This window comes from Amycolatopsis sp. cmx-4-61 (assembly GCF_046548775.1).
GTDB lineage: Bacteria > Actinomycetota > Actinomycetes > Mycobacteriales > Pseudonocardiaceae > Amycolatopsis.
Window position 1 is genome coordinate 539,767 of sequence record NZ_JAEBEI010000001.1, and the last position, 17,138, is coordinate 556,904.

At 70.7% G+C, this 17,138-nt stretch carries 15 protein-coding genes and 1 tRNA gene; 9 read left to right on the forward strand and 7 right to left on the reverse strand.

Features of this window, described 5'->3' with window-relative positions; translation table 11 throughout:
* The first annotated feature begins 1 nt into the window (after position 1).
* Positions 2 to 1,042: a patatin-like phospholipase family protein gene (locus ACLJOU_RS02690; protein WP_410562710.1), complete on the forward strand. Its 1,041-nt coding sequence runs from the start codon at positions 2 to 4 to the stop codon at positions 1,040 to 1,042.
* Here ACLJOU_RS02690 and ACLJOU_RS02695 read toward each other — a convergent pair.
* From ACLJOU_RS02695 to ACLJOU_RS02720, 6 genes are all read right to left on the reverse strand, one after another.
* Positions 1,028 to 1,630 (reverse strand): class F sortase, encoded by a 603-nt coding sequence (locus tag ACLJOU_RS02695; RefSeq protein ID WP_410562713.1) that lies wholly within the window; start codon positions 1,628 to 1,630, stop codon positions 1,028 to 1,030. The genes ACLJOU_RS02690 and ACLJOU_RS02695 overlap by 15 nt on opposite strands.
* Before the next feature lie 4 nt (positions 1,631 to 1,634).
* On the reverse strand, positions 1,635 to 2,303 hold the full coding sequence (locus ACLJOU_RS02700) for a hypothetical protein (protein WP_410562715.1): 669 nt from the start codon (positions 2,301 to 2,303) through the stop codon (positions 1,635 to 1,637).
* 205 nt (positions 2,304 to 2,508) lie between these two features.
* The gene (locus ACLJOU_RS02705) at positions 2,509 to 3,090 is read right to left on the reverse strand and encodes a class F sortase (RefSeq protein WP_410562717.1); all 582 of its coding nucleotides are present in this window, start codon (positions 3,088 to 3,090) and stop codon (positions 2,509 to 2,511) included.
* Entirely contained in the window at positions 3,087 to 3,926 is an 840-nt protein-coding gene (locus ACLJOU_RS02710; RefSeq protein WP_410562719.1) for a hypothetical protein, read from the reverse strand. Before ACLJOU_RS02710 ends, ACLJOU_RS02705 begins: the two co-directional genes overlap by 4 nt.
* Positions 3,927 to 3,986: 60 nt before the next feature.
* Positions 3,987 to 5,027 (reverse strand): trans-sulfuration enzyme family protein, encoded by a 1,041-nt coding sequence (locus ACLJOU_RS02715; RefSeq protein ID WP_410562721.1) that lies wholly within the window; start codon positions 5,025 to 5,027, stop codon positions 3,987 to 3,989.
* Positions 5,028 to 5,116: 89 nt separating this feature from the next.
* Complete coding sequence (locus ACLJOU_RS02720; protein WP_410562722.1) at positions 5,117 to 8,335, reverse strand: penicillin acylase family protein; 3,219 nt, start codon at positions 8,333 to 8,335, stop codon at positions 5,117 to 5,119.
* A gap of 141 nt (positions 8,336 to 8,476) precedes the next feature.
* Here ACLJOU_RS02720 and ACLJOU_RS02725 point away from each other — a divergent pair, with 141 nt between their 5' ends.
* From ACLJOU_RS02725 to ACLJOU_RS02735, 3 genes are all read left to right on the forward strand, one after another.
* Positions 8,477 to 8,851 carry an FKBP-type peptidyl-prolyl cis-trans isomerase gene (locus tag ACLJOU_RS02725; protein ID WP_410562724.1) on the forward strand — a complete coding sequence of 125 codons (375 nt, stop codon included), beginning with the start codon at positions 8,477 to 8,479 and terminating at the stop codon, positions 8,849 to 8,851.
* A 147-nt stretch (positions 8,852 to 8,998) separates the two neighbouring features.
* Positions 8,999 to 9,751: a S1 family peptidase gene (locus ACLJOU_RS02730; RefSeq protein ID WP_410562727.1), complete on the forward strand. Its 753-nt coding sequence runs from the start codon at positions 8,999 to 9,001 to the stop codon at positions 9,749 to 9,751.
* Between the two features lie 114 nt (positions 9,752 to 9,865).
* Positions 9,866 to 10,597: a trypsin-like serine protease gene (locus tag ACLJOU_RS02735; protein WP_410562730.1), complete on the forward strand. Its 732-nt coding sequence runs from the start codon at positions 9,866 to 9,868 to the stop codon at positions 10,595 to 10,597.
* Between the two features lie 177 nt (positions 10,598 to 10,774).
* On the opposite strand, the gene ACLJOU_RS02740 is transcribed toward ACLJOU_RS02735, so the two are convergent.
* Positions 10,775 to 10,857, reverse strand: a tRNA-Leu gene (locus ACLJOU_RS02740).
* Positions 10,858 to 10,987: 130 nt separating this feature from the next.
* Between ACLJOU_RS02740 and ACLJOU_RS02745 the strand changes: the two genes are divergently transcribed.
* From ACLJOU_RS02745 to ACLJOU_RS02765, 5 genes are all read left to right on the forward strand, one after another.
* Positions 10,988 to 12,223 carry a DUF3662 and FHA domain-containing protein gene (locus ACLJOU_RS02745; protein WP_410562732.1) on the forward strand — a complete coding sequence of 412 codons (1,236 nt, stop codon included), beginning with the start codon at positions 10,988 to 10,990 and terminating at the stop codon, positions 12,221 to 12,223.
* Between the two features lie 100 nt (positions 12,224 to 12,323).
* Positions 12,324 to 12,785 (forward strand): FHA domain-containing protein FhaB, encoded by a 462-nt coding sequence (locus ACLJOU_RS02750; RefSeq protein ID WP_410562735.1) that lies wholly within the window; start codon positions 12,324 to 12,326, stop codon positions 12,783 to 12,785.
* Complete coding sequence (locus tag ACLJOU_RS02755; protein ID WP_410562738.1) at positions 12,782 to 14,182, forward strand: PP2C family protein-serine/threonine phosphatase; 1,401 nt, start codon at positions 12,782 to 12,784, stop codon at positions 14,180 to 14,182. The genes ACLJOU_RS02750 and ACLJOU_RS02755 overlap by 4 nt, the downstream gene beginning before the upstream one ends.
* Entirely contained in the window at positions 14,182 to 15,669 is a 1,488-nt protein-coding gene (locus ACLJOU_RS02760) for an FtsW/RodA/SpoVE family cell cycle protein (protein ID WP_410562740.1), read from the forward strand. Before ACLJOU_RS02755 ends, ACLJOU_RS02760 begins: the two co-directional genes overlap by 1 nt.
* On the forward strand, positions 15,666 to 17,135 hold the full coding sequence (locus ACLJOU_RS02765; RefSeq protein ID WP_410562743.1) for a peptidoglycan D,D-transpeptidase FtsI family protein: 1,470 nt from the start codon (positions 15,666 to 15,668) through the stop codon (positions 17,133 to 17,135). The genes ACLJOU_RS02760 and ACLJOU_RS02765 overlap by 4 nt, the downstream gene beginning before the upstream one ends.
* Positions 17,136 to 17,138 lie beyond the last annotated feature (3 nt).

Sequence of the window (17,138 nt, forward strand, 5' to 3'; positions counted from 1 at the left end):
GGTGGACGCGGCGAAACGGGACGGTGTCGGGCTCGCGCTCTCGGGTGGCGGCTACCGGGCGATGCTCTTCCACGCCGGCGCGCTCTGGCGGCTCAACGAGCTCGGCTGGCTGCCGAAGCTGACCACGGTGTCGAGCGTTTCCGGCGGTTCCATCGCCGCGGGCGTGCTCGCGCACGCCTGGCACAGGCTGTACTTCGGCGAAGACGGCGTCGCGGAGAACTTCGGCAAGGAGGTCGTGCAGCCGCTGCGGAAACTGGCGCGCACGAACCTCGACATCCCGGTGACCTTGAAGTCGCTGTGCCTGCCGTGGCGCAGCGCGGGCGAGGAACTCGCGCGCCGCTACGCGAAGCACCTGTTCGGCGACTGCTGCCTCGCGGACCTCGACCCGGCCGGCCCGAACTTCGTCTTCACCGCCACGAGCCTGCAGGACGGTTCGCTGTGGTGGTTCTTCCGGCAGCCCGGCCCGCACGGGCGGATCTCCCTCGCCACCGCCGTCGCCGCGTCGTCGGCCTTCCCGCCGATGCTCTCGCCGGTCGTCATCCCCGACCCGCACCAGACCGGCCGCAGGATCGTGCTCAGCGACGCCGGCGTGTACGACAACCTGGGCCTCGACCCGATCGAGAACCAGCGGGCCGTCGTCCTGGTGAGCGACGCGGGCAAGAAGATGCGGCACGAGGAACGGCCGAGGCACAACTGGCCGATGCAGCTGCTGCGCGTGCTGACCGTGATGGACAACCAGGTCCGCGAGCTGCGCACCGGCTCGCTGCTGAAGTGCTTCGAGGAGAAGACGTACGCCGGCACCTACTGGGCGACCTACAGCGACATCTCGCACTTCGAGCTGCCGGACGCGCTGCCCGCGCCGGTCGAGCACACCCGGCGGCTCGCCGAGACGAAGACCCGGCTGAGCAGGATGTCCGAGCGGGTGCAGGACAACCTGATCAACTGGGGGTACGCCGTCTGCGACGCGGGCATGCGCCGCTGGGTGTGCCCGGGGACCGAGCTGAAGCCGGAGTTCCCGTACCCCGGCTCAGGCGTCGGCTAGGTTCGCGAACACGATGATGTTGTCCTTGTAACTGTGCTCGGCGTGGTCGAACGCGCCACCGCAGGTGATCAGCCGCAGCTGAGGCTTGTCACTGTTGCCGTACACGGCGTCGCGCGGGAACGTGTCCTTGGGGACCTGCTCCACCCGGTCGACGACGAACTTCAGCTTCTTGCCGTCACTGCGGTCGACGTCCACCTCGTCGCCCTTGGCCAGTTCCTTGAGCTTGAAGAAGATCCCGGGCTTCTTGTCGCCGTCGACGTGCCCGAGCACGACCGACGGCCCGGTCTCGCCGGGCACCGGCGACATCTTGTACCAGGCCGCCTGCATCGGCGTGTGCACCGACGGGACCGAGATCCCGCCGTCGGGCTTCGGCAGCACCGAAACCAGCGAGGACTGCGCGCCGATCTTCGGGATGTTCAGCTGCGTCGGGCGCAGGCCGGCGAACGGCTTGGTCACCGGCGGCGGGGCGGGTACGGACGACGACGGCGCCGCCGCCTGCGGGGTGGAGGTCCCGCAGGCGGCCAGGGTGAAGGACAGCGCCAGTGCGGCCGCGAGCACGCGGCCGCCGCGGCGGAACTGCGTGGTCATGCGGTCAGGACCGGGCCGTCGCGCCGCCGCCGGTCTCGACGCCGCCGCTCTTCGGGGTCACCTTGACCTGGCCGCCGACCGTGGCCGAGCCGCCGCCGTGGGCAACCGGCTTGGTGACCGGCTTGCCCTCGCAGCTCCAGGAGACCGTGGCGTCGGACAGGTGCTTGCCCTCGTTCAGCTGGATCTCGAAGCCCCAGTAGCGGCCGTCCGCGCCGTCCTGGTACGGGCCGTCGACGACGGAGAAGTCGTCGGAGGCGACGTTCTTCGGCTCGCCCGCCGCGCAGGCGATGGCCAGCAGGCCGCGGCCGCCGTCGAACTCCCACGCGTACGCGACGTCGTCGACGTAGTCGTCGCCGTGCGGGAACGGGTCGGTCGGCTCGGTGGTCGGCTCGGTGGTCTTGGTCGGCTTGCCCGACGTGGGTGTGCCGGTGGGCGTGCCGGTGCCGGTCGACGTCGGCTGCTCCGAGGACGTCGCCGTGGTCGTCTCCGAGGACGGCGCCGCGGTGCTCGTGGGCACCTCGGTCGTCACCGGCGCCGCGGTGGTGGTGCTCGGCGCGGCCTCGGTCGTCGAGGTGGCCGGGTCCTCCTGCGCGAACGCGGCCGGCGAAACGGTGAGCGTGAGCAGGGCCCCCGCGAGCACAGCGCCCGCGAGACGGCCCAGGGTCTTCTTCAAGGTGACTCCCAGGGAAGGAAACGCGCAATGACCCCCACTACGCGAGCCGCCCGGTGCCGATGAGCACGAGAACAGGCGACTCGGACATCCTGCCCCATTACTGGTCTATACCGGAACCGGATAAGACGTGAAGAAGACCACTGCGGAAACCGGTAACGTTCCGGCCCGGCGAAATCCACATCGGACAGTCGGGTCGGCGGCGCTTTCAGCCCGCCAGCTTCGCGTAGACGACGATGTTGTCCTGGTAGCTGTGTTCCGCGTGGTCGAACGCGCCACCGCAGGTGATCAGCCGCAGTTCCGGTTTGTCGCTGTTGCCGTAGACGGCGTCGCGCGGGAACGTCTCCTTCGGGACCTGGGTGACGCGGTCGACGACGAACTTCAGCTTCCTGCCGTCGCTGCGGTCGATGTCGACCTCGTCGCCGGGCGCCAGATCCTTGAGCTTGAAGAAGATACCCGGTTTCTTGTCGCCGTCGACGTGCCCCAGCACGATCGCCGGGCCGACGTCACCGGGCACCGGCGAAAGTTTGTACCAGGCCGCCTGCATCGGCGTGTGCACCGACGGGACGGAAATGGACCCGTCGGGTTTCACGGCGACGGCCAGCAGGCTGGACTCGGCGCCGATCTTCGGGATCCGCACCGACGTCGGGCGCAGTCCCTTGAACGGCACGGTCACCGGCACCGAAGACGGGACGGGAGCGGGCGGCGCGGCTTTCGGCGGCTCGGCGGTGCCGCACCCGGCCAGGGCCAGCACGAGGGCGAGCGCGGCGCCCGCCCGGCGGGCCGTCACCAGGCCGTGCCGCCGAAGCCCGTCTCGACCCCGCCCTTGGGCGCGACCTTGACCTGGGCCTTCGGAGCGGCGTTGCCGGCGGGCGCGGAGCTCGTCGCCGAGCTGGTCGCGGTCGGGACCGGCGCCGTACTCGACGCCGGGGCACTCGAGCTCGCGCCCGTGGTGGTGGTCGTGCTCGTCGTCGTGCCCGTCGTGCTCGTCGGGCTCGTCGGGCTCGTGCTCGTCGTCGAGGTGGCGGTCGCCGTCGTGGTGACGGTCGAGGTCGGCGGCTGCTCCTGCGCGAACTCGACGGTGCCGTTGCCCTCGACGCCACCGCAGGTCCAGCTGAACTTCGCGGTCGTGGTGCCCGCCGGGGCGTCGACGACGCGCACGGAGTAGTTCCACAGGCGGCCGTCGGCCTCGTCCTGGTCCGGCCCGCCGGTCACGGTGAGGTACTGCGTGGCGACCTCGCCCGGCCGTCCGGCCGCGCAGGCGATGACCAGGACGCCTTCCCCGCCGAGACCGACGAAGCCGTGCCCGACGTTGTCCTGGTAGTCGTCCTTCGGCGCGGCCTGGACGGGCTTGTCCGGCTGGGCCTTGGGCGCGATCCGCTTCTCCGTGGTCTTGACGTCACCGCCCGTGCGCGGCGACGGCGTGGTCGTCGAAGTGACCGAAGTGGACGGAGGCGCGGTCGTGCTCGTCGTGCTGCCCGAAGTCGGAGTCTCCGAAGTGGACGACGTGGTTTCCCTGGGTGACGCACTGGTTTCGGTCTGTGCCAGCGCCGTGGGCGCGGCGGCGAAGGTGGCGAGCGCACCCGCGAAAACGACCCCGGCGACCCTGCTCAGCGTTCTGCCCACGGCGTGCTCCCAACAGTCTGACCTGCGATGTCGCGACTATCGGCGATTCGGTGGCCCGCGTTACTCCGTGAGGGCGAACGTCAGGTCGTCCCACAGGTCCTCGGGGTCTTCGAGGCCGACGCTGAACCGGATCAGCCCGGGCGGGACGCGTTCCTCGCCCGGGAGCCACGCCCGCCGCTCGACCAGGCTCTCGACGCCGCCGAGGCTGGTCGCCGGGACGATCAGCCGGGTCGACGCGCAGAAGCGGTCCGCCGTCTCGGCGTCGGCCAGCTCGAAGGCGAGCATCATCCCGAAGCCCGGGTAGCGCACCCGCCGGACCGCGGGGTGCTCGCCGAGGCGCGAAGCCAGCAGCGCGGCGGTACGGGACTGCTCCGCCAGCCGGACGGGCATGGTCCGCAGCCCGCGGAGGGCGAGCCAGGCCTCGAGAGCGCCCGGCGTCGACCCCACCCGCGTCCGCGCGCCGCGCAGCTCGGCCGCGACGGCCGGGTCCTTGGCCACGGTGATGCCCAGCAGCAGGTCGCTGTGCCCGCCGATGGCCTTGGTCGCGCTGTGCACGACGATGTCCGCACCCAGCTCCAGGGGCCGCTGCAGCAACGGCGTCGCGAAGGTGTTGTCGACGACGACCCGGCCGCGCGCGGCGGCGGCGATCGTCTCGATGGCCATCACGTCGAGGGTCGGGTTGGTCGGCGACTCCAGCCAGACCAGGTCGGCCGTCGCCGCTTCGGCCACCCAGGCTTCGGTGTCGGTCGGCTCCAGCTCGGTGACGGCGAGCTTGCCGAGCTCCTGCGCGTGGGCCAGCACCCCGCGCGTGACGGCGTAGCTGAACGTCGGGACGACGACCCGCGACCCGACCGGCAACAGGTCCAGTACCGCCGAGAGGGTGGCGACCCCGGACGCGAACGCCGTCGCGTGGCCGCCTTCGAGCGCCCCGACGGCTTCTTCGAGCGCGTGCCAGGTCGGCGTCCCGTCGCCGCGCGCGTACACGAAGTCGCCACCGGCCCGGTAGGTGCTGGTGGCGACGAGCGGGGTGTTCAGCGGCTCGCCGGAACCGTGCGGGCGGCCGGCGGCGATGGCCTTGGTGCGGGGCGTCCAGTCGTCCATGCGGTTCACGGTAACCGCAGGTCATCCCCCGGTCACTGTGACAAAGACGGCCGGTCCGCCCGCGCGTCCACGGGCGAACCGGCCTGGTCTCAGTGCGCGTACACCTCGAACTCGTACAGCGAGTAGCCGTACTTCGTGCCGCGCTGGACACCCTGCATCTTGACGAACCGCGCCGGGGTCGCGGCGAACGCGAGGTTGTCCTGCCCGCCGTCGCCGTCGGTCACCACCGCCGCGTCCGTCCAGTGCACCGCGTCGGGCGAGAGCTGGATCCGGTAGCTCCTGCCGTAGGCGGACTCCCAGCTCAGCAGCACCCGCGAGACCTGCTGGACCGATCCCAGGTCGACGGTGATCGCCTGGTCGTCGCTCCAGTCGCTGGCCCAGCGGGTCGAGGCGTTCCCGTCGATCGCGTTGGCCGCCGGCGAGTTGAAGAAGCCGGTCTCGGCGCTGGTGGCGCTGACCGTCTTCGCCGCCGCCAGGTTCGCGATGTTGTCCCCGCGGTGGGCGGCGTACTCGACGACCTGCTGGAACGTCGGGCGGTTCTGCCAGCTGATCTTGTCCTGCGTGATGCCGCCGAGCGGGTTGTGGATGATCGAGTCGGCGCACCACTGGTCGCCGGCCGAGCAGTTCGCGTCACCGGGGTAGACGGTGCTCGCGGACTGGCCGGCGGCCGTGGTCAGCGAGTCGACGAGCGCCTGGCGGCACGCGGTGACGTCGCCGCCGCCGCAGAACGTCTGCGCGAGCGGGCCCGCGACCGGCTGGCCGAGCACCTGCCGGATGTCCTTGCTGACGTAACCCCACCAGCCGTACTGGAACGACGAGCCCTTGTGGGGCTGGCCGGTGTGCCCTCCGTTGCCGTTCTGCCAGCCGGACGGGCTCTCGTTGATGCCCAGCACGCCGGTCATCGCGTTGTAGGCGTCGTCGCCGAGGGACGGCTTGAACTCGGCCTGCACCAGCAGCGGCCACCAGGCGTCGAGGATGCGGATGGCGTCCGCGTCGGCGTAGGTCTTGCTGCCCGGTGAGGTTTCCGTGCGGAGCTGGCCGTGGGAGAGCCACGCCTTGAGCTTCGCCTCGGCGTCCGCCGCCGCCCCGGTGGTGGGCGTCTTGTCGAGCACCTGCAGCAGCAGCGGCAGCACGCGCTCGGCGCGCAGGTCGGCGAGGGCGGCGTCCGCCATCGCCTGGGTCAGGTTGACCCGGGTGACCTTGGTGCCGCTGCTGATCAGCTTCTTCACCCGCGAGTCGAGCAGGTCGACGCGGTGCACGGCGGACTTGTCCGCACCCGCCGCGGCGTACCCGTTGGCCTGGGCGTTGTTCCAGCTGACGTAGTAGTCCTGGTTGACCGACTGCGGGTGCTGCGACGCCGGCGTGTAGGTCGCGACGTTGCCCGCCGGGTTCCAGCCGACCCAGTCGTGGCCCTGGTCGCCCCACACCGGCATGTTCGGGTCCACATCGGACTGCCGGGCGGGGTTGGCGCCGGAGTTGAAGTAGGCGATGTCCCGGGAGTCGGCGTAGAACCAGTTGAACGTGAAGTTGATGTCCTGCGCGGCCCGCTGGAAGTCCGCGGCGGACTTGACGAAGGTCGGGTCGTTCAGCTCCTGGAAGCCGATCAGCGAGTCGACCTCGTGGAAGTAGGACGACCGCAGCGCCGCGTACGCCACCGGCTTGCCGCCGACGGTCGCCCGGCTCTGCACCGGCCCGTACTTGGTCCGGTAGCTGCGCAGGGTGTAGGACCCGGCCGCGGTGCCGTCGGCCACCGTGGGCTTCCAGGCGTTCTTGACCTCCACGGTCTCCATCGGGACGCACTTGCCCTGGTAGGTGTAGTAGTTCGAGTCCTTCGTCGGCGCGGCGCCGCTCGGGTCGCACAGCTGCAGCGCGTAGGTGTCGATGATGTCCTGCGCCGACGTCGTCGCGCTCCACGAGTAGTCCTGGCCGCGGCCCAGCAGCGTGTACATGCTCAGCCCGGCGAAGGCCGCGCCGCGCGAGCTGATGCCCGGGCCCTGCAGCTCCTGCAACAGCAGCAGCTGCGGCGCGAAGTAGCCGGTCTGCGGGCCGAACACGGCGACCGGGTGGCCGCTGGCGGTCTTGGCCCCGGAGACGAGCAGCGCGTTCGACATGCCGTGCTTCTCGCTCAGCATGTTCGCCGGCAGCACGCCGTTCTCGAACATCCCGCGGGCGGGCGCCAGCTCGGCGGGCGCGGCGACGTCCACAGTGGACGGCGTGGCCGATGCGGCCGAGCCGGTCCGGTCGAACACCAGCGGCTGCGGGGTGACGGAGTTCTTGTCCGGCATGGCCCGGCCGGTCGCGTTGGCCGGGGTCTTGCCGTACGGGAAGGTCTGGCCGTCGTGCAGCGTCTTGACCGCCTCGGGGTCGTCCTCCGAGCGCAGGCTCTGCCACACCTTCTCGCCCTGCACGACGCCGTACTTCTCCTGCATCGCGAGCTTCGCGATGGCGTTCTGGACCTCGCCGCCGCCGCCCGCGCCGAACTCGGCACCGATCAGCGAGGCCAGCGCGACCAGGTCGGTCAGCTTGAACGGGTCGATCGAGCCGGCGTTGGTGATCGAGTCGACGTGCCCGGTCAGCACGTACTCGCCCGGGAAGTACCGGCCGTTGTAGGAGTCGCTGATGTACTTGTTGATGCCGTCGATGTAGGCCTGCGCGTCGGCGAGGCCCTGCGCGCCGCGCGGGCCGCTGGCCGCGGTGCGGTCGATCTGCGCCTGCAGCTCGGCTTCGGTGTACGGCGCGTTCGCGAAGAACTGCTGCTCGAGTTCACGGTTGGCTTCGGCACCACCGGCGAACGAGGTGACCTGGCCGCGGGCGGCGTGCCGCAGCACGTCCATCAGCCACAGCCGGTCCTGCGCGGCCGCGTACCCGGCGCCGAACTCGGTGCCCGCGCGGGTCGTGCCGGTGATGTGCGGGACGCCGAGGGCCTTGTCCCGCACGATCGTGACGTCGGCCCGCGGCTTGGCCGTGCTCGCCACCTGGTCGGCCGGGACGCCGAAGGAGGCGTCGTTGAAGTACTGGCTGATCGCACCGGTGGTCAGCGTCTGGTAGCCGCCGGCCAGCGAGGCGTACTTGCCGAGCTGGTCGGCCGAGTGCGCCGGGCGGGTGCCGAGCAGCTTGTGCGCCAGGATCTCCGCGAGGGTGGCGCTGCCCTGTTCGCCGGGTGGCAGGATGTCGTTGCACTGCCCGCCGCAGTAGTCGTCGGGTGACAGGGCCGCCTCCGCGGCCGGCGCGGTGACGGCGACCTGGGTGAGCCCGGCCACGAGGGCCCCCAGTGCCGTTACGGTCAGGGCGCGGATGCGGCGTCGCATGCCGGGCTCCCCTCAGTCCAGAAAAGTGACGTAGCGCACGCTACCGAGGGGTAGGAGAAGTGTGAAGACTTTTCGCGTTTTTCCCCTCCTTGGGCGTAGTCCGATCGGCGCAGCCGGGCGCGCATCGGTACGGTGAGGGCCATGACCTTGGAAAAGCCCCTCATCGACCGCCCGGACGGACCCGCTCCGGCCGACCTGGAAATCACCGACATCACCGTCGGTGACGGCGCGGAGGCCACGGCGGGCAAGACCGTCACCGTGCACTACGTCGGGGTGTCCCACTCGACCGGCGAAGAGTTCGACGCCTCCTGGAACCGCGGCGAGCCGCTGCGCTTCGGCCTCGGGGCCGGCCAGGTCATCGCCGGCTGGGACCAGGGTGTCGCGGGGATGAAGATCGGCGGCCGCCGCAAGCTGGTGATCCCGCCGCACCTGGCCTACGGCGACCGCGGCGCGGGCGGCGTCATCAAGCCGGGCGAGACCCTCGTCTTCGTCGTCGACCTGGTCGGCGTGAACTAGCGCACAACGCCCAAACCGGCCCCGGCGTACCGCGCCGGGGCCGGTTTTTTGCTCCATGCAGCGCCTTTCCGTCGCGTGCACCGTGGCTACGCTCGAAGGTGATCACCGGCCGTCGACCGCCGGTGCACGACAAGGGGGGATCCACCGATGCGCGTGCGCGCCGTGCTTTCCGCTGCCTTCCTGACCTTGACCGCCGGGCTCGCCACCGCGGCACCGGCTTCGGCCGTGGCCAACGGTTCCGACGTCCCGGCGGGCCAGTTCGGGTTCGCCGCCAAGCTCACGATGACCAACATCCCGAGGCCCGACGGCAGCCGCTACAACAGCGCCTGCTCCGGCTCCCTGATCGCGAAGAACTGGATCATCACGGCCGGGCACTGCTTCCACGACGCGAACCGCAACCGCGTCTCCGGACCGGTGCCGTACCCGACGTCCGTGCTGCTCGGCACGGTCGACCAGAGCACGCCCGGCGTGACGCGCAACGTCGTCACCGTCTACCAGTCGAGCGTAAACGACATCGCGATCGCGACCCTCGACACGGACGTGACGACGATCACGCCGCTCACGGTCAACCGCGTCACCCCGTCGGTGGGCCAGCTGCTGACCCTCGCCGGCTGGGGCAGCCTCACCGCGGTCAACCCGGCGCCCTCGACGAAGCTGCAGCAGGGCACCGTGAAGGTCGGCCAGGTCGCCGCCGCGACGCTCGGCGTCCAGGGCGTCGCCCCGACGTCGACGACGAGCGCCTGCGTCTACGACTCGGGCGCGCCGTACTTCGTCGCCGGCGGCTCCGGCGGCCAGCTCGTGTCGGTGGAGTCCACCGGGCCGGACTGCCCGCACAACCAGCTCGAGACCACTTCGCGGGTGGACGTCATCGCGGACTGGATCGCTTCGCACACCGGCTGACCTCCACCGGGCGTCACCCGATGGTCCACCGGGTGACGCCCGGCCAGGGAATTCCCCGGCCGCGGCGGCGGCCCTAACGTCGAACGTCGACCACCGACTCGACGAAGGGGAGAAATGCGCCTGCGCGCCCTGCTCGCCGCTGCCGTTCTGACCATCTCCACCGCTCCCGCCGCCTGGGCCGTCGCGCACGGTTCCGACGTCCCGCCGGGGCAGGACGAGTTCGTCGCGAAGATCGCGATGACGAAGATCCCGCGCCCGGACGGCTCGACGTACAGCAGCTACTGCACGGGCGCGCTCATCGCGCCCGGCTGGGTCGTCACGACCGGCCACTGCTTCCACGACGCGAGCCGCAACCGGGTCTCGGGCAAGGTCCCGTACCCGACGACGGTGACGCTGGGCCTGACCGACGAAGCGACGGAATCGGGCATCGCCCGCAGGGCGACCGACGTCCTCCAGGCCAAGGAGAACGACGTCGCCCTGATCCGCCTGGATTCCCCCGTCACGGCGGTGACGCCCCTGACGGTGAGCCGAGCCGCCCCGAAGGTGGGCCAGCAGCTGACGCTGGCGGGCTGGGGCAGCCTGACGGCCGCGGCCCCCAAGCCGGCCACCCGCCTCCAGCAGGGCACGGTGGCGGTGGCGAAGGTGGACGCGACGACGCTGGGCGTCCGCGGCGCGGCCCCGGAGATCACGACGAGCGCGTGCACCTACGACTCCGGCGCCCCCTATTTCTCGGGCACCGAACTGGTCGCCCTGGAGGCCACGGGCCCGGACTGTCCCCACGCGGGCATCGAAACAACAAGCCGCGCAGACGTCATAGCGGACTGGCTGGCCACCCACACGGCCTAACTTCGCCGAGAGCGAACAAGGTGACGTAGCCCACCGGCCTGCCCACGGCCGCCTACCGGACCACGCTGGGACGTGAGGGAAGGCACCGTGGGGGGTCCGGGGGGCTCGGCCCCCCGGGGAAAACAAGGCCAACGGGAAGAGGCCCGATCGCGCAAGCGATCGGGCCTCTGAACAGCGTGGGCGAGGAGGGAGTTGAACCCTCACGTCCTTTCGGACACACGGACCTGAACCGTGCGCGTCTGCCATTCCGCCACTCGCCCGAGTGCTTCTCTCTGACAGCGAGGAGAAGACTAGCAGGTCGTTTGAACGGGTTTCACCGGGGGCCGTGTAGAGCCTCGCTCACCCGGATAGGATCGATGCGGAAGCACACGTGTGAGGAGGTTTTCCCCGGTGGGCCGCGCCGAACGATTCGACAGGCGACTCGAGAACCTGGTGGGGAACACTTTCGCGCGCATGTTCGGTGGCAACGTCGTCACGCAGGAAGTGGCGATCGCCCTCGAGCGGGAGAGTGAGGAGAACGTTCGTGAGCTGGCAGGCGGTCGGCAGCTCGCCCCCAATCACTACATCGTGTCGCTGGGGGCGGCTGACCACGAGCGCATGGCCGGTGACGAGCAGCGCGTCACCCAGGTGCTGGCCGAGGCGGTGGCGGAACACCTCGCCGCCGAAGGCCTGGACACCTATGGTGACGTCGTCGTATCACTCGAGCGCAACGAGGCGCTGCATACTGGACAGTTCAAGACCCGTTCGTCCGTCGATCCCGACGCCCGCCCCTCAGGCGCCGGTTCACCGCGGTCGGCACGACCCAGCAACGCAGGAGACCCAGCAATGAGCCAGCCCCCCGGCTACGGCCAATACGACCAGGGTGACCCGTACGGCCAGCAGGGCCAGTACGGCTACGGACAGCAGGGTGGCCAGCAGCCCGGGTACGACCAGGGTTACGGCCAGCAGGGTGGATACGACCAGTACGGCCAGCCGCAGCAGGGTGGTGGCTACGACCAGTACGGCCAGCAGCAGCACCAGGCCGGCTACGACCAGGGCTACGCCCAGCCCCAGGGCGGTGGCTACGACCAGGGCGGCTACGCCCAGCCTCAAGGCGGCGGCTACGACCAGGGCGGCTACGCCCAGCCCCAGGGTGGTGGCTACGACCAGGGCGGTTACGCGCAGCCCCAGGGCGGCGGGTACGACCAGGGCGGCTACCAGCAGGGTGGTTACGACCAGTACGGCGGCCAGCAGCCGGGCGGGTACGACCAGTACGGCCAGCAGCCGGCGTACGGCCAGCCGGCCGCGGACCCGTACGGCCAGCAGGGCGGCTACGGCCAGCCCGCGCCGGGCCGCCAGCTCGCGGCGAGCCTGCAGCTGGACGACGGCTCGAACCGGACGTACTCGCTGAAGCAGGGCGGGAACGTCGTCGGCCGCGGCCAGGACGCGGACTTCCGCCTGCCGGACACCGGCGTTTCGCGCCGCCACCTGGAGATCACCTGGGACGGCCAGAGCGCGACGCTCGCCGACATCGGGTCGACCAACGGCACGACCGTGAACGGCACCCCGGTCCAGACCTGGCAGCTCGCCGACGGCGACGTCATCCGGGTCGGCCACTCGTCCCTCGTGTTCCGTACACAGGGCTGACTGGGGACACGGAATACTGTTCCCGCAGAATTGACGTGCGGGGGGACCGCGGCGTACCCGCGTCGCGGCTGCGCGGAAGAGTCGGGAGCGGACACACCAAGTGCCAGAGCTGGTCGTACAACTCACCAGGGTGGGCTTCCTCGTGCTGCTCTGGCTCTTCGTGTTCGCCGCGCTCCGAGTCGTGCGCTCGGACCTCTACGCGGCGTCGGGCATGCGCGTCCAGGTGCCGACCTTCGGGCGCAAGAAGGAGAAGAGGCCGCGCAACAGCAAGTCGCCGCAGCAGCTGCTGGTGACCCACGGCGCGCTCGCCGGGACGCGCATCGCGCTGGACGGCCGGCCGATCCTGATCGGCCGGGCCGACGACTCCACGCTGGTCCTCGACGACGACTACGCGTCGACCCGGCACGCCCGGATCGCCCAGCGCGGCGAGGACTGGTACGTGGAAGATCTGGGCTCGACGAACGGGACTTACCTGGACCGGGCTAAGGTCACTGCACCCCTCCGGGTCCCGCTCGGAGTCCCCATCCGGATCGGCAAGACGGTGATCGAGCTTCGCCCATGACTCTCGTCCTCCGCTACGCAGCCCGCAGCGACCGGGGCCTGGTGCGTTCGAGCAACCAGGACTCCGTGTACGCCGGCCCTCGCCTGCTCGCGCTCGCCGACGGCATGGGTGGGCACGCGGCGGGTGAAGTCGCCAGCAAGGTCGTCATCGCTTCCCTCGCCCCGCTCGACGACGACGAGCCGGGCGACGACCTGCTCGCCCAGCTGCGCGAGGCGGTGGCGAACGGCAACGCCGCGATCGCCGAGCTGGTCTCGCAGGACCCGGACCTGGACGGCATGGGCACCACGCTCACCGCCGTCCTGTTCGCCGGCACCCGGCTGGGGCTGGTGCACGTCGGTGACTCGCGGGCCTACCTGTTGCGCGGCGGCCAGTTCGCGCAGATCACCCGGGACGACAGCTTCGTCAACGAACTGCTGGAACAGGGCCGGATCACGCCCGAAGAGGCGGCGGTGCACCCGCAGCGGTCGCTGCTGCTGAAGGCGCTCACCGGCCACGAAGTCGAGCCGAGCCTCACCGTGCGCGAAGCCCGCGCCGGCGACCGGTACCTGATCTGCTCGGACGGCCTGTCCGGCATGGTCAGCGACGAGACGCTGGCCGAGGCCGTGCAGATCCCGGACCCGCAGCAGTGCGCGGACCGGATGATCGAGCTGGCGCTCAAGGGCGGCGGCACCGACAACGTCACGGTGATCATCGCCGACGTCGTCGACGTCGACTTCGGCGAGGACGCGCCCATCGTGGGCGGCGCCGCCGGGGACGGCAGCGACGAACGGCACCAGGGCGATTCGCCCGCGGCGCGGGCCAGGGCGCTGACCCAGCCACCGCCGCAGCCGCGCCCGGAACTGCCGCAGCCGCAGGTGGATCCGAAGGCCCGGCGCCGGAAGCGGTTCCGCTGGCTCGCCGGCGCGCTGGTGGTCCTCGTGGTGCTCGCCGCGGCCGCCATCGCGACCCGCTACTTCGTGCTGAGTCAGTACTATGTCGGCGAGGGAGCGGACGGGGAGGTCGTGATCTACCGCGGCGTCCCCGGCAGCATTCTCGGCATCGACCTGCACGCCTACGAGCAGGGGTCCTGCCCGCCGAGCCAGGTGTGCACGGACAAGCTCCGCGTCACCCAGCTCCAGGAGGACGCGCGGCTGGCGGTGCAGAACGGCGTCAAGAAGGACAGCCTCGACGAAGCGCGGAAGTACATCGACGACTTCCTGCAGCTGCGCAAGCGCTTGAACAACTGCGCGCCGGCGGGCGGCCTGCCGTCCCCGACGCCGACCTCGACCCCGGTCACGCCGACGACGACCCCGTCGGCTCCGGCCGGCTCCACTGCTCCGTCGTCGGCGAACCAGCCAGCGGGGAGGGACTGCTCGACGCCGAGTTCGACGGCACCGACGACGGGAGGCGGTAACTGATGAGCCAGCCTGCCGCGCGCGCCGCCGAACCGCTCGCCGCGCAGTTCCAGACGAACCCGCCCCGCGAGGTCCCGACCCGCCGCAACACCGAGCTGGTGCTGCTGGGGTTCGCGACGTTCATCGTCACCATCGCGCTGGTGCTGGTGGAAGCGAACCAGGAGCAGGAGCTGACCTGGTCGATCATCTGGCTGGGCCTCGCCTACCTCGCGATCTTCGCCGCGGCGCACCTGGCTGTCCGCAAGTGGGCGCCGTACGCCGATCCGGTGCTGCTCCCCTGTGTCGCGCTGCTGAACGGCATCGGGCTGGTGATGATCCACCGGATCGACCTGGCCCTGGCCGAACGCGCCACGCAGCAGGGCAAGGACTACACGCCCGCCGTCACCGCGCAGGTGCTGTTCACGGTCATCTCGCTGGTGTTCTTCGTCGTCGTGCTGATCGTGGTCAGCGACCACCGCACGCTGACCCGCTACGGCTACACCGCGGGCCTGGTCGGGATCGGCGCGCTGGCGCTGCCCGCGCTGCTGCCGTCGAGCCTGTCCGAGGTCAACGGCGCGAAGGTGTGGCTGAAGCTGCCGTTCTTCTCGATCCAGCCGGGCGAGTTCGCGAAGATCCTGCTGATGATCTTCTTCGCCTCGTTCCTGGTGTCGAAGCGGGACCTGTTCATGGTGGCGGGCAAGAAGCTCGTCGGCGTCGAGCTGCCGCGCGCCCGCGACCTCGGCCCGATCCTGATCGCCGCGTTCGCCTGCATCGGCATCCTGGTGTTCGAGAAGGACCTCGGCACCTCGCTGCTGTTCTTCAGCGTCATCCTGGTGATGCTGTACGTCGCGACCGAGCGGGCCATCTGGGTCGTCCTCGGGCTCAGCTTCTTCGCGGTCGGCTGCATCATCGCCTACAACCTCTTCTCGCACGTCCAGCAGCGCGTGGCGAACTGGCTGGACCCGCTGGCCACCTACGACCAGGCGGGCGGCGGCTACCAGCTCGCCCAGGGCCTGTTCGGGCTCGGCACCGGCGGCGTCGGCGGTACCGGGCTCGGGGCCGGTCGGCCGGACATGGTGCCCGAGGCCAACACCGACTTCATCACCGCGTCGATCGGCGAAGAGCTCGGCTTCATCGGGCTGGCCGCGGTGCTGATGCTGTACTTGCTGGTCGCGATGCGCGGCATGCGCAGCGCGCTGGCCGTGCGCGACACGTTCGGCAAGCTGCTGGGCGGCGGGCTCGCGTTCACCATGGTCATGCAGATCTTCGTCGTCGTCGGCGGGGTCACGAAACTCATCCCGGAGACCGGTATCACCGCCCCGTTCCTGTCCAAGGGTGGTTCGTCGCTGCTCGCGAACTACATCCTGGTCGCGTTGCTGCTCCGCATCTCCGACGCGGCCCGCAAGCCCGCCGCCCGCCCGAAGCCGCAGCAGCAGCCGCAGGCCCCGATCGCGGAAGCGCACACCGTGCTCGTGCAGCGCCCGCCGGCGGACGGGGGCGCCCAGGCATGAACACCCCGCTGCGCAAGGTCGGCATGGCGATGCTCGTGATGGTCGTCCTGCTGCTGGCCAACGCCACCTACATCCAGGTGGTGAAGGCCGACGACTACCGCACCGACTCCCGCAACGCGCGCGTGCTCTACGACGAGTTCGCCCGCCAGCGCGGCAAGATCGTGTCGCAGGCCAACGGCGAGGTGCTGGCCAGCATCAACCCGTCGAACGACAAGTACAAGTACATCCGGACCTACGCCGACGGCCCGATGTACGCGCCGGTCACCGGCTACTACTCGATCAACTACGGCGCCGGCGGCCTGGAGCGCGCCGAGGACGACGTCCTCAACGGCTCCGACCCGCGGCTGTTCGTGCGGCGGCTGTCGGACATGGTCACCGGCCGGGACCCCAGCGGCGGCAACGTCCGGCTGACCATCGACCCGGCCGTGCAGAAGGCCGCGTACGACCTGATGACGCAGAAGGGCTACACCGGCGCGGTCGTCGCGCTGGAGCCGAGCACCGGCCGGATCCTGGCGATGGTCTCGACCCCGTCGTACGACCCGAACCAGCTCGCTTCGCACACGTCGAAGGCGCAGACCGACGCCTGGACCGCGTTCAACAAGGACCAGAAGAAGCCCATGCTGAACCGGGCGATCTCCGAAACCTACCCGCCGGGGTCGACGTTCAAGCTGGTCACCGCGGCGGCCACGCTCGAGGACGGCAAGGGCCCGGACACCCAGGTCAGCACGGCGCCCAACACGAAGCTGCCCGGCACGAACGTCACGCTGGAGAACTACGCCGGGGAAGCCTGCCCGGGCAACACGTTCCGGGACGCGCTCGCGCACTCGTGCAACGTGCCGTTCGCGGAGTTCGCCGGCCAGCTCGGCCCGGACAAGATGAAGAAGACGGCCGCGAACTTCGGCATCGGGCAGACCGACCTGACCGTGCCGATGAAGGTCGCCCCGTCGACGGTCGGGCCGCTCGACTCCCAGGGCGCGCTCTTCCAGAGCGGCATCGGCCAGCGCGACGTCCGGTTGACGCCGCTGCAGGACTGCCTGCTCGCGGCCACCGTGGCCAACGGCGGGATGGCGATGAAGCCGCAGCTGGTGCAGTCGGTGCTGGCACCGGACCTGTCGACGATCGAGGACTACAGCCCCACCGAACTCACCGGCACCCCGGCGTTGTCGTCGTCGAACGCCGCGATCCTCAAGGACATGATGGTCGCATCCGAGGGCTTCACCAAGGGCGGTGGCAAGCGCGACGACGTGAAGATCGCGTCGAAGACCGGCACCGCCGAGCACGGCACGGACTCCAAGAACACCGCACCGCACGCCTGGTACACCGCCTTCGCCCCGGTCGACAACCCGCAGATCGCGGTCGCCGTGATCGTCGAGGACGGCGGCAACCGCGGCCTCGCGGCCACGGGCGGCACCGTCGCGGCGGAAATCGGCCGCGCGGCCATCAACGCGAAGCTCGGGGGTGGATAGCGC